Origin of the sequence: Williamsia sp. DF01-3, from assembly GCF_023051145.1 — a bacterium.
Taxonomy (GTDB): Bacteria; Actinomycetota; Actinomycetes; order Mycobacteriales; family Mycobacteriaceae; genus Williamsia.
This window is the reverse complement of sequence record NZ_JALKFS010000005.1, coordinates 3,056,687-3,068,128: the sequence shown is the minus strand read 5'-3', so window position 1 is coordinate 3,068,128 and position 11,442 is coordinate 3,056,687. Positions and strand designations below refer to the sequence as shown.

At 65.5% G+C, this 11,442-nt stretch carries 12 protein-coding genes and 1 pseudogene; 4 read left to right on the top strand and 9 right to left on the bottom strand.

What is annotated here, in order from left to right:
• The first annotated feature begins 63 nt into the window (after positions 1 to 63).
• From MVA47_RS16600 to MVA47_RS16590, 3 genes are all read left to right on the top strand, one after another.
• Positions 64 to 789: a TVP38/TMEM64 family protein gene (locus tag MVA47_RS16600; protein ID WP_247208724.1), complete on the top strand. Its 726-nt coding sequence runs from the start codon at positions 64 to 66 to the stop codon at positions 787 to 789.
• Positions 790 to 933: 144 nt separating this feature from the next.
• The gene (locus MVA47_RS16595) at positions 934 to 1,515 is read left to right on the top strand and encodes a SatD family protein (protein WP_247208723.1); all 582 of its coding nucleotides are present in this window, start codon (positions 934 to 936) and stop codon (positions 1,513 to 1,515) included.
• The gene (locus tag MVA47_RS16590) at positions 1,512 to 2,084 is read left to right on the top strand and encodes a hypothetical protein (RefSeq protein WP_247208722.1); all 573 of its coding nucleotides are present in this window, start codon (positions 1,512 to 1,514) and stop codon (positions 2,082 to 2,084) included. The genes MVA47_RS16595 and MVA47_RS16590 overlap by 4 nt, the downstream gene beginning before the upstream one ends.
• Positions 2,085 to 2,093: 9 nt before the next feature.
• On the opposite strand, the gene MVA47_RS16585 is transcribed toward MVA47_RS16590, so the two are convergent.
• From MVA47_RS16585 to MVA47_RS16575, 3 genes and pseudogenes are all read right to left on the bottom strand, one after another.
• Positions 2,094 to 3,305 (bottom strand): SPFH domain-containing protein, encoded by a 1,212-nt coding sequence (locus MVA47_RS16585; RefSeq protein ID WP_247208721.1) that lies wholly within the window; start codon positions 3,303 to 3,305, stop codon positions 2,094 to 2,096.
• Positions 3,302 to 3,728, bottom strand: a pseudogene (locus MVA47_RS16580) (NfeD family protein). Before MVA47_RS16580 ends, MVA47_RS16585 begins: the two are co-directional and overlap by 4 nt.
• An 18-nt stretch (positions 3,729 to 3,746) precedes the next feature.
• Entirely contained in the window at positions 3,747 to 4,625 is an 879-nt protein-coding gene (locus tag MVA47_RS16575; RefSeq protein WP_374474415.1) for a DUF3097 domain-containing protein, read from the bottom strand.
• A 118-nt stretch (positions 4,626 to 4,743) separates the two neighbouring features.
• Between MVA47_RS16575 and MVA47_RS16570 the strand changes: the two genes are divergently transcribed.
• A complete protein-coding gene (locus MVA47_RS16570) occupies positions 4,744 to 5,571 on the top strand; it encodes a hypothetical protein (protein WP_247208719.1) in 828 nt (275 codons plus the stop codon).
• 2 nt (positions 5,572 to 5,573) lie between these two features.
• Here MVA47_RS16570 and MVA47_RS16565 read toward each other — a convergent pair whose 3' ends face one another.
• The 6 genes from MVA47_RS16565 to MVA47_RS16540 are packed head-to-tail and all read right to left on the bottom strand — an operon-like array spanning position 5,574 to position 11,434.
• The gene (locus MVA47_RS16565; protein WP_247208718.1) at positions 5,574 to 6,614 is read right to left on the bottom strand and encodes a ferrochelatase; all 1,041 of its coding nucleotides are present in this window, start codon (positions 6,612 to 6,614) and stop codon (positions 5,574 to 5,576) included.
• Positions 6,615 to 6,623: 9 nt separating this feature from the next.
• Positions 6,624 to 7,448, bottom strand: a complete 825-nt coding sequence (gene inhA, locus MVA47_RS16560) for an NADH-dependent enoyl-ACP reductase InhA (RefSeq protein WP_247208717.1) — start codon at positions 7,446 to 7,448, stop codon at positions 6,624 to 6,626.
• 44 nt (positions 7,449 to 7,492) lie between these two features.
• Positions 7,493 to 8,218 carry a 3-oxoacyl-ACP reductase FabG1 gene (gene fabG1 / locus MVA47_RS16555; RefSeq protein WP_023959325.1) on the bottom strand — a complete coding sequence of 242 codons (726 nt, stop codon included), beginning with the start codon at positions 8,216 to 8,218 and terminating at the stop codon, positions 7,493 to 7,495.
• Between the two features lie 48 nt (positions 8,219 to 8,266).
• Positions 8,267 to 9,247, bottom strand: coding sequence for a VWA domain-containing protein (locus MVA47_RS16550; RefSeq protein WP_247208716.1), 981 nt, complete (start codon positions 9,245 to 9,247; stop codon positions 8,267 to 8,269).
• Positions 9,244 to 10,185, bottom strand: coding sequence for a DUF58 domain-containing protein (locus tag MVA47_RS16545; RefSeq protein WP_247208715.1), 942 nt, complete (start codon positions 10,183 to 10,185; stop codon positions 9,244 to 9,246). Before MVA47_RS16545 ends, MVA47_RS16550 begins: the two co-directional genes overlap by 4 nt.
• Positions 10,175 to 11,434, bottom strand: coding sequence for an AAA family ATPase (locus tag MVA47_RS16540; protein WP_374474227.1), 1,260 nt, complete (start codon positions 11,432 to 11,434; stop codon positions 10,175 to 10,177). Before MVA47_RS16540 ends, MVA47_RS16545 begins: the two co-directional genes overlap by 11 nt.
• Positions 11,435 to 11,442 lie beyond the last annotated feature (8 nt).

Sequence of the window (11,442 nt, the reverse complement as noted above, 5' to 3'; positions counted from 1 at the left end):
CGATGCCCGAACAGTGGCGTCGCGCACATCTTTGCGACTTTTTTCGCCCGTATCCTTGAGACCGTGAAATTCAGTGGCCGGCTCACCGGGCGAACCGCGGTGATCCGGGCGCTCGGCGGACTGGTGGTGGTGCTCGCCGTCCTGCTCGGCGCCTACCTGATCCCCTTGCCCTCGGTGGGCAGGCTCCGGGACTGGGCCGACTCGTTCGGGCCGAACTTCGTATGGATCTTCTTCATCGGCTATGCCGTCATCGCGATCGGACCCGTACCCCGCTCGGCGTTCACGGCAGCATCCGGTTTGCTGTTCGGTCCGCTGGTGGGTTTCGTCGGCGCGATGCTGGCCACCATATTCGCGGCTTTGATGGCTTTTGTACTGGTCAGACGCCTGGGACGAGAACGTATCCGGCCTTATCTACGCCACCCGGTTGCTCGGTCGGTGGAGCTGCGCATGGAACGCCGGGGATGGCTTGCGGTCGGATCACTCCGGCTGATCGCCGCGTTTCCGTTCTCTGTCACCAACTACGTCGCAGCTCTGTCTGCCATCAAGTTCGTGCCTTATGCGCTTGCCACGGTGATCGGTGTGGCACCTGGAACAGCAGCCGTGGTGATCCTCGGCAATGCGCTCGCGGGAGACGGCGATCCGATCATGCTGGCCTTGTCGGCGGGCCTGTTCAGCCTCGGCGTGTTCGGTCTGATCCTCGACACGAGGCTGTCGGTGAGGAAACCCACCGATGGCGATGTGGAGAACACCGTCAAGCCTGCAGATGAACTCTCGAACCGTGCTGGTTGAGCCAAGGTTGCCCCTGCGTCACGGGTGAGTCCACCGAGGGCCGCCCGACCGACAAGTCTGAGAGCGGAATTCCTTGAAGTAAAGGCTCCAGGCTTGATACCCTCCGATCAAGGTTATGTACTTGATAAACGGACGGGAAGCCCGATGTACGTCGTCACCATCGACCAACGGCACAGCCGACGAGAAGCCGACCGTGTACCCCACGCGCTGCAGTCGCTGACCCACATCCCGGTCATCCGCCCATTCGATCGAACCGCGGGAGACGAGTTCCAGGCAGTACTCGACGACCCCGCCGCAGTCGTCGACACCGTGCTCACCCTCGCCGAAGAAGGTGGGTGGAGTATCGGGGTCGGGATCGGCACCGTGGAACTCCCGTTGCCATCCATCACTCGCGCCGGGCGGGGACCCGCGTTCGAACGCGCACGCGACGCGGTCAATGCCGCGAAGACCAATCCTTACAGCGTCGCCGTCGTGGGGCCTGACCCCACGCCCTGCACATACGCCCAGACCGGGCTTCGATTGCTGGTCCGCACGGTCGCCGGACGATCGGATGCCGGACACGCCGCGGCTCGCCAGATGCGTTCGGGACAGACTCAGTCGGTGGCTGCTGCCACACTCGGGATCACCCCGCAGGCGCTGTCGCAGCGATTGCGTGCCGCGGACTGGTACATCGAGGAGGAGACGCGTTTGCTGGCCACACATCTACTGCAGTCGGCACATTCATGATCATCGCTGCGCTTGTCCTGCTCGGGGTCACCGTTGTGCTGCCGCTGATCCTTGCTGCAGCGCCGATCGGACATCGGACCGGTCCGAACCTCATCGCCGCAGTGGCCACGCCCCTGGCTCTCGGTGGGGTGGCAGTGCTCGCCCTGCTCGCGGACCGGGCCTCGGGCGCGGCCGCGGTGATCACCCACGGCCTCACCGTTCTGGCCGCGGTCACCGGCGGCACCCTGCTGGTTCGCGGCGCCTTGCTGCTCGGGGGTATAGAACCGTGGCAACTGGACACCCGGCCACCGGAACCGGAGACGGCCGGCTCCGGAGATGCACCGGAACCACCAGCGCCGACGCCACTGCGAGGAGGCCGCGTCATCGGATACCTGGAGCGAATCGCGGTGGTGGCAGCACTGGGTCTACGATGGCCCGAGGCGATAGCAATTGTGCTGGCGGTCAAGGGACTCGCTCGCTACCCGGAACTCCGCGAACCGGGCGCCGCCGAACAGTTCATCATCGGGACGTTGGCATCGGTGCTGTGGGCTGCCGCGGTGGCCGGCACCGGATATCTACTGCTGCACTGAGATCTTGGACTATTGCTCAACCCTGCCGGGGTCGATTGCCGGCGTCTGCCAGCCGGGTTGGTCCGAGGCCCCGGCCTGATCGATGCCCGGATCGGTGCGGGGACGGGCCAGCAGTGGATCGTCATCGACCGGCTTGCGGGCCACTGCCTCAGCCTCGGCCACGGCCTGGGCCACCTTGGGATCGGCTGCGGTTTCGAACCAGCTGGACATGTCTGTGTCGTCCGGCTGGGCGCTGCCGTCGTCGGCGGTCGGCTCGTAACGGAACACCCCGTCATCGGACTGGACACCAAATGATCTCGCGAATCCCTGTAGCGCCGAGCCGAAGTCACTCGGGACCACCCACACCTTGCTGGCTTCGCCCTTGGCCATCTCCGGTAGTTGCTGGAGATACTGGTAGGCCAGCAGTTCCGGGGTCGGTTTTGCGGCTTTGATCGCGGCAAAGACCTTCTGGATCGACTTGGCTTCACCTTCGGCACGGAGGTACGTGGCGGCGCGATCGCCTTGCGCCTGCAGGATCCGTGACTGCCGTTCGCCCTCCGCGGTCAGGATCGCCGCCGCCTTGGCGCCTTCGGCGTAGAGGATCTGACTCTGCTTGTTACCCTCGGCGGTCTTGATCGCCGATTCCCGCTGACCTTCTGCGGTCAGGATCGTTGCCCGCTTCTCGCGATCTGCCTTCATCTGTTTTTCCATCGACTCCTGGATGGACGGCGGAGGGAGGATGCTCTTGAGTTCGACCCGGGCGACGCGCAGACCCCATCGACTGGTGGCCTCATCGAGCACCCCACGCAGCTGAGCGTTGATGGAGTCCCGTGAGGTCAGGGTCTCTTCGAGCGTCATCCCACCGACGACGTTGCGCAGCGTCGTGGTGGCCAACTGTTCGACGCCGACGATGTAGTCGTTGATCTCGTACACCGCCGCCTGCGGCACCGTGACCTGGAAATACACCACGGTGTCGATCAGAACGGTCAGGTTGTCCTCGGTGATGACAGGTTGCGGGGCAAACGACACCACGCGTTCTCGCAGATCGATCCGGGCACGGATGCGGTCGACGAACGGCACCAACAATGTCAGCTGACCCGACACCGTCTTGGTGTAGCGGCCAAGGCGTTCGATCACCGCCGCCTCGGCCTGCGGGATGAGTGCGATGGACTTGACGAGGATCACCCCGACCACCAGCACGAGAACGGCGATGATGATGAGTCCGACTATCACTGCGTTCATCCTTTCCACACGACGGCGGTCGGACCGTCGATCTCGAGTACCGTCACCGATTCGCCCTCTGCGAAGTGGTCACCCGGGTGGCTGCGCGGGCCGACCAGACCTCGCCGCCGAACTTGACCTGTCCACCACGTTCGTCCACCGGTGTGATCACCAGGGCTTGTCGGCCCACGAGTGCTTCGGTGTTGGTGGCAAGGCGGGGGCGGGTGAACATGTGCCTGCGCGCGACCGGGCGTACGGCGAAGAGCAGGAGCAAGGACACCACTGCGAACACAACCCCGTCCACCCACAGCGGGGGTCGAGCACCGCGCTGACACCCGCCGCCGAGAGCGCACCACCGGCGAGCATGAGCAGGATCAGATCACCGCTGAGGGTCTCGGCACCGACCAGGATCAATCCCGCGACCAACCACAGGAGTGCGCCCATTTCTCCAGTCTGCCATGCTCACGACCGGTCGGTGCGGCTTAAGGATTCGATGGCGGTGACGAAGTCGATCAGCTCTTCCACCGCGCGGATGAGCGGCACCTCGATGTCCCGAAAACTCGAGACCGAACTGTTCACCTTCCGCCAGCCGTCACGTGGTGAACCCCAGCCCAGTTCGTTGCACACCCCTGTCTTCCAGTCGATCCCGCGCGGGATCTTCGGCCACGCACTGATGCCGACCGCTGCCGGTTTCACTGCCTCCCACACATCGATGTAGGGATGCCCGCAGACCAGGACATGCGGACCGACACGTTCGGTGAGCCGCGATTCCTTCGACCCGGCGACGAGGTGGTCGACCAGGACGCCCGCCCGCCGGGTCGGCCCGGGCTCGAATTCGGCGAGGGCTTCACCCAGATTGTCGAGGCCGTCGAGGCTGGCGACCACCACACCTTCCACCCGCAAGTCGTCGCCCCAGATGCGTTCCATCAACGCGGCGTCGTGTACGCCTTCGACGAACAACCTGCTGGCGCGGGCCACCCGGGCTCTCCTGCTGACCGGGGCAACGGAACCCGAGGCGGTGCGGGCCGGCGCCCCAGGCGCTTTTCGAACCGGTTTGATCAGGGTCACCGGCGACCCATCGATGAGGAATGCCGCGGGGCGCAATGCGAAGATCCGGGTGGACCCTCGCCGGTCTTCCAACCGCACGAACTCCCCGTCGTAACTGCGTTCGAAACCGACCACCGCGCCGCAGAATCCGCTGGCGGCGTCCTCGACGACCAGGTCCCGTTCGGCCGTCACCTCGGGAACCGCCGGGCGAGTGGACCGCCGGGGCTCGGAGAGTACATCGCGACCGTAACGATCCGGGACTCGGCGATGTGGTCCAGTGCTGTTCACCGCCACCACGTTAGGGCCCGTTCCGGGTGCATTCCGCCAGGCACGCCGCGTACCCGTTTTCGGCGCTAAAGTGGCCGGGTGAACGGGCAGAGCGTGGCTCGCAGAACAGCAACCAGGAAGCACGATGACTGACGCGGATTTCGACTACCCGACCGACACGCAGGGAGTGAGCAGCGCTCTGGGTGCGTGGGGTGCAGCCTGGCAGTCGGGCCGATGCTCCCCCGACGACCTACTCGACGTCCTCGGCTGGTGGAGCGCGCGACATCGCGTACTGGCTGCTGATGCCATTGCGGCGCAATCGCTTTCGCTCGACCCCCGAGGTGAGGAGAGCGACGCCCTGCTTCGGCTCGTTCGAGGTGGCAGCTCGGCGCAGGGACTGGCGGTACTGCTCGTGGCTCCCGGCGACATGCTCGGCTTACCGCCTCGCGGACCGATCACCAACGCAGCACTCGAGTCGGGTGAACTCCTTGTCGTCCCTGGAAGGTACGCCCTCGTCCCCCGCCGGCTCGACCGGTACACGATCGGCTGGGGTGTGCACACCGTCGAGACGGCGATGATCCCCGTCATCCATTCCCTCGGCGCCGTCGAATACGACCTACGGGAGGGTATCCGCTCTGCAGCCGACCTTCTGGACGGCTTGCGGATGCCGCGATCCACAGCAACGGACTCATCGACCGACCCCCGCAAGAAGGTCGCAGAACTGACCCGGTTGGCAGCTCAGCAGTTGCCTCCGGGGGTCAACGCGCGCGCCGAACGGATCCTCGAACAGGCGGCACATGTGGCGGCCATTCTCTCCGTGGCGCAGCAGGCGGCCCCGGATTTCGGCTACAGCGTCGGCGAACAGCACACCGGCGATTCAGCCCTCCGTGATCTCGCCCGCACCGTCCGGGTGGCCCGGATGAGTGCGACCAATGCGGTGATCTCAGAGTTGTTGTCGAACAACCGGGTCTGAGGTCAGGCCGGCCGTCGCACCGGCGCGCAACACCCCTGCGCACAGGGGGACCCGTTCTCGGTCATCCCCGGCCGAAACGGCACTTCACCGGCAAGCTGTTCGCTGATCAGCGAGACGATCATGGAGATGAACCGCGGATCGGTGCCGACGGTGGCGGCTCGCTCATACGTCAGCCCGAGTTCGTCGGCTTTGTCCTTGCCCTCGTTGTCCAGATCCCAGAGCACTTCGAGATGATCCGACACAAACCCGATCGGGCATACGATCACCGATGGGACACCCTGGGCGGCAACGTCTTCGAGATGGTCGCAGATATCGGGATCCAGCCACGGGATCTGGGGTGGTCCCGACCGCGACTGCCAGACCTGGTCGAACACGTCGAAACCCGCAGCGGCCGCGGCCAATCGGGACGCCTCGGCGACCTGCTTGCTGTAGAGCCTTCCCCCGTCCTCGGGCGGCCCGGCCGCCTTGTCGGCCGAGTCGGGGATCGAGTGGGCGGTGAAGATCAGCCGCACGTCATCACGTTCGTCTTCCGGTACACGTCCGAGCGCAACGCGGATCGCGTCGGCGCAAGCAGCTGTCATCGCCGGGTGATTCCAGAAATGGGGCAATTTGCGCAACACCATCGAATCCGCATCCGGCCCCAACGAGTCCAGGGCACGGGCGATGTCCTCGTCGTACTGTCGGCAGCCCGAATACCCACCCCACGCCGACGTCGGGAACACCAGCACCCGACGGTGCCCGTCCGAATGGATGCGCGCGAGGGTGTCCTCGATCATCGGGTGCCAGTTGCGGTTGCCGAAATAGACGGGTAGATCGATGTCCGACCGTGCGAGCTCGGCCTCCAACGAGGCGATCAGGTCGCGGTTGAGCGCATTGATCGGCGAGACACCACCGAAGTGGTAGTAGTGCTCGGCGACCTCGTCGAGCCGTTCCGGGGGCACACCCCTACCGCGCGTGACGTTCTCGAGGAACGGCCGAACGTCGGCGGGCTTGTCGGGCCCGCCGAAGGACAACACCAGAACAGCATCGAAGTCTGCGCTCATCCGGTGGACCTACATGTCTTCCGGGAACCAGGTGTTGTGGCTGGCCCCGCCGTCGACGTAGACGATCGACCCTGTTGTGCCCGGCAGCCAGTCCGACAGCAGCGCGCAGATCGACTTCGCCACAACGGTCGCGTCATCGACATCCCAGCCGATCGGGGACGCACCATCCCAGTACTCGTTGAGCTGGTTGAGCTTCTTCGCGTCGCCGGTGGCCGTACCCGCGATCGCTTTGGCGGCAAGGGTTTTGATGGGGCCTGCGGCCACCAGGTTGGAGCGGATGCGCTTGGCCTCGCCCACCTCACGCGCCACATACCGATTGACCGATTCGAGGGCGGCCTTGGCCACACCCATCCAGTTGTAGTACGGCATCGCCGTGCGCGGATCGAAGTCCATCCCCACGATCGAGCCACCCTCGTTCATCGCAGGCAACACTGCTCGCGCAAGTGCGGCATAACTCCAGGCCGACACCTGGAACGACTGCGCCGCATCGGGCCCGGGACCTTCCAGGAACGACTTGGCCTCCGGGCCCATCAGGGTCCTGGGCGCAAAGGCGATCGAGTGCAGCACACCGTCGATGCCCTCGGGCGCAAGCTCTTTGAGCCGGTCGGCCAGCGTGCCCAGGTGCTCCTCGTCGGTGATGTCGAGCTCGACGGCGGGAGGGACCTCCTTGGGGAGTCGCTGAGCGATCCGGTCGATCAGCCGCAGGCGGTCGAATCCGGTGATGATGACCCGCGCGCCCTGCTCCTGCGCCATTGCGGCCGCGTGGAACGCGATCGAGGAATCGGTGATGATCCCGGTGATCAGGATGGTCTTGCCGTCGAGAAGTCCGCTCACTGGTGCTCCCTTGCTTTGGATGTGGGCTGTTACAGGTCAGACGGTCAGTGGCCCATGCCCAGACCGCCGTCGACAGGGATCACGGCACCGGACACGTACGCCGAATCGTCGGACGCCAGCCAGCTCACCACGGCGGCCACTTCTTCAGGCCTGCCGACGCGCGCCGCGGGGATCAGCTTCACGGCCTGTTCCTTGTATTCGTCCGGCAGTTCGGCGGTCATGTCGGTGTCGATCAGTCCGGGCGCCACGACGTTGGCGGTGATCGATCGAGATCCGAGTTCACGGGTGAGCGATCGGGCCATTCCGATCAGTCCCGCCTTGGACGACGCGTAGTTGATCTGGCCGGGGGTCCCCATCATCGCCACCGCGGATCCCAGAAAGATGAAGCGGCCGAATCGCTTGCGCAGCATGGACCGGCACGCGGCCTTGGCGACGCGGAACGAACCGGTGAGGTTGGCGTCCACGACCCTCTCGAACTGCTCCTCGGTCATCCGCATCAGGAGGGTGTCGTCGGTGACGCCGGCGTTGGAGACCAGCACCTCCACCGGGCCCTGGTGTTCTTCGATCGCCGCGAAGGCCCGGGTGATCGATTCGGTGTCGGTGACGTCGCATTCGACGCCGAACAAACCCTCGGGCGCGCCCGAACCACGATGTGTGACGGCCACTTTGTGCCCGTCCGCGGCCAGCCGTTGCGCGATCGCCAATCCGATTCCACGGTTGCCCCCGGTCACCAGAACCGACCGGGACACCTGTTCGTTGCTGTCAGCCATGACGGTCAACCTATCGCCTTGTTGTCGGTGGAGGTGTACGTGGTCCCATCAGGGCAGGCGCCGGTTGATCGCCACGGCACTGCCGACCGCGAGGAGTACGAGCAGCGTGCCGGCGATCAGCCACGGGCGGGACGCGTCGCCGCGCCGGGTCTCGTAACCGATCTGGTCCTGGAGATTGCCGTAGACCTGGTTGAGTTCATCAAGGCTCGAGGCGGTGAAGAACTTACCCTCCGACAACTGCGCGATCTTGCGGAGCGAATCGTCGTCGACGGGCACCGGGATCCGGTCGCCTTCCAGTTCGACTGTGCCGCCGCGGGTTCCGAACGAAATGGTGTTGACCGGAATCCGGTCCTCTTTCGCCTTACGGGCCGCGGTAAAAGCTCCTCGCGGGTCGTCGGGGTCGTCGGGCACCGTTTCCTTGCCGTCCGACAGCAACACCACCTGCGCGGGCGGAGCACCCTTGTCGCCGCCGAGCACGGCATTGAGGGTCTTGATCTGCGTGACCGCGGCGAGGATACCTTCACCGGTGGCGGTCTTGTCGTCGAGGCGCAATTTGTCGATCGCGTCCTTGGTGGCGGCACGATCGGGTGTCGGCGACACCAGAGTGGTCGCCGTTCCGGCGTATGAGATCAACCCCAGGTTGATGCCCTCGGTGAGTTCGTCCGCGAACTTCTTACCGGCCTCTTGAGCAGCCTTGAGCCGCGACGGTGCCACGTCGGTTGCGTCCATCGATCGGGACACGTCGATGACAAGCATCACGGTGGCCTTGTTACGCGGCACTTTTCGGTCGGCCTGAGGACCGGCCATCGCCACCGTCAGCACGAGCAGGGCGATCACCATCAGCACGATCGGAATGTGCTGCGTCCGGTTGCGCGTTTGTGGGGCAACCGTGTTCAGCAGGTCCAGATTGGCGAACTTCAGGGCACGGTTCTGCCGTCGCCGCTGCATGTAGATGTATCCGGCCACCAAGGCGGCCACGACGAGGATGATCAGCAACCACCAGGGTGACGCGAAGTCGAGCCAACTCATCGGGTGGCCCCCGCGTTCATTCCCCGCCTCCGCTGCGCGATGAATCGCACGACGTCGGCGATCCAGTCGCGGTCGGTGCGAAGCGCCAATGTCGGTGCACCACACTGCCTCAACGCGCGCTGCACCGCCATCCGGTGGTCTTCGGCGGCTCTGGCGAAATCGGCCCGCACCTTGTCGGTGATCGTCAATTCGCGGATCTGCCCCGATTCGGCATCGCGTAGCACCACCTCACCCACCGCAGGCAATTCCATGTCGCGTGGATCGAGGACCTCGACACCGAGGACATCGTGGTGACCGGACACGGCCCGCAGTGGGCGGTCCCAGTTGAGCGGCCCGAGGAAGTCGCTGACCACCACGGCCAGACCCCGGCGTCGCTCGGGCCTGCGCAGGGCGTCGATTCCGGCGAACAGGTCGCCGCGCACACCGTCGTTCGCGCGGGTGGTGGTGGCAATGGTCTTGAGCGTGCTCAAAGCGTGCGCCCGGCCACCGCGGGCAGGGATTCGCACCACCTGATCGCCGGTGCACACCACCGCGCCCAACCGGTTGCCTCCGCCCAGAGTGAGGTGAGCGATGGCCGCGCAGGCCGCCACCGCCAGATCACGTTTGGTGGTGTTGACCGTGCCGAAATCCAGACTCGCCGACATGTCGACGACGAGCCAGGTCTCGAGTTCGCGATCGGCCACCATCTGCCGGACGTGAGCATGGGTTGTCCGGGCCGTCACCGACCAATCCATCCGGCGCACGTCGTCGCCGGGCTGGTACTCGCGAGCCTCCCCCGGCTCGGTCCCCGGTCCCGGGATGAGCCCGAGGTGTTCACCCTGCAGCACCCCGTCGAGCTTGCGGCGAACCACGATTTCCAGGGTCTTGAGTGCTGCGGTCAGCTTGGGGTCTTCGAGGGTGCCGGCGCCGAACGACGGGAGCGTGCTGTTATCCGCCATAGTGCGACTGGTTGCCCTGCGCCGGGTTGGCCTGCGCGGCAGCAGGTTTGGTCAGAGGACCGGGCCCCTGCGAGTACGCCGGCTGGCCTTGCTGTGGCGACTGCTGCGGCGGGGCCTGTCCACCCACGGTGGGCGGGGTGGACAGCGGCTGCGCGCTGACCTGGGGCAGACCGACCGTCTGCAACACCCGGGTGATGACGGCATCTGCATCCACCTCGTCAGCCAGCGCGTCGTAGCTCAGTACCAAACGGTGGCGGAGCACGTCGGGAATGAGCTCGACCACGTCCTGGGGAATCACGTAGTCGCGACCACGCACCAGCGCGAGTGCGCGCGAAGCCGCAACGATGCCCAGCGTGGCTCGGGGGGATGCGCCGTATGCCAGCCATCCCGCGACATCGTGCATGCCGAGTTCGGCCGGTCGCCGGGTCGCATTGATCACACGGACCACATAATCGACGAGGGCGTGATGCACAAAGACATTCGCTGCGGTGTTCTGCAGCCGGACCATCGTCTCCGCGTCGAGAACGCGGGATGCCTTGGGCGGGACGTTACCCATCCGGTAGACGATCTCGCGTTCTTCCTCCACCGCCGGGTAGTCGACCAGGATCTTGAACAGGAACCGGTCACGCTGTGCCTCGGGCAGCGGGTACACGCCCTCGTTCTCGATGGGGTTCTGCGTCGCCATCACCAGGAACGGGTCGGGCATCGGATAGGTGGTGCCGCCGATGGAGACATGCCGCTCGGCCATCACCTCCAAGAGCGCCGACTGCACCTTTGCGGGTGCACGGTTGATCTCGTCGGCCAGAAGGAAGTTGGCCACCACGGGTCCGAGTTCGGTGTCGAACTCCTCACGACCCTGGCGATAGATACGGGTACCGATGAGGTCGGTGGGCACCAGGTCGGGGGTGAACTGCACCCGCGAGAAGCTGCCACCGATGACGGTCGCGTACGTCTCGACCGCAAGGGTCTTTGCCACGCCCGGCACACCTTCGAGCAAGATGTGACCGCGGGCCAGGAGACCGACCAGGATGCGTTCGACCAGGCGGTCCTGACCGACGATGACCCTTTTGACCTCGAACATCGCCTTCTCGAGCAACGCGACGTCGGACTGCGTGAGCTTGAAATCCTCTGCCGAGGTCTTGCTGTCGTCCTGCGCTGAGGTCACCGATACCCTCCGGGGTCTGTTCGATCGTTGTACTGACTGCACCGAGGGTACTGGGCCGCCGGTGGAGCCAGCCACGTCCGGCATCTGCGGCG

Bases quoted from the DNA above. Each gene is read 5' to 3' on its own strand.
- MVA47_RS16595 (WP_247208723.1), top strand. From the start codon at position 934: ATGTACGTCGTCACCATCGACCAACGGCACAGCCGACGAGAAGCCGAC.
- MVA47_RS16590 (WP_247208722.1), top strand. From the start codon at position 1,512: ATGATCATCGCTGCGCTTGTCCTGCTCGGGGTCACCGTTGTGCTGCCG.
- MVA47_RS16585 (WP_247208721.1), bottom strand. From the start codon at position 3,305: ATGAACGCAGTGATAGTCGGACTCATCATCATCGCCGTTCTCGTGCTG.
- MVA47_RS16570 (WP_247208719.1), top strand. From the start codon at position 4,744: ATGACTGACGCGGATTTCGACTACCCGACCGACACGCAGGGAGTGAGC.
- MVA47_RS16565 (WP_247208718.1), bottom strand. From the start codon at position 6,614: ATGAGCGCAGACTTCGATGCTGTTCTGGTGTTGTCCTTCGGCGGGCCC.
- fabG1 (WP_023959325.1), bottom strand. From the start codon at position 8,218: ATGGCTGACAGCAACGAACAGGTGTCCCGGTCGGTTCTGGTGACCGGG.
- MVA47_RS16550 (WP_247208716.1), bottom strand. From the start codon at position 9,247: ATGAGTTGGCTCGACTTCGCGTCACCCTGGTGGTTGCTGATCATCCTC.
- MVA47_RS16545 (WP_247208715.1), bottom strand. From the start codon at position 10,185: ATGGCGGATAACAGCACGCTCCCGTCGTTCGGCGCCGGCACCCTCGAA.
- MVA47_RS16540 (WP_374474227.1), bottom strand. From the start codon at position 11,434: ATGCCGGACGTGGCTGGCTCCACCGGCGGCCCAGTACCCTCGGTGCAG.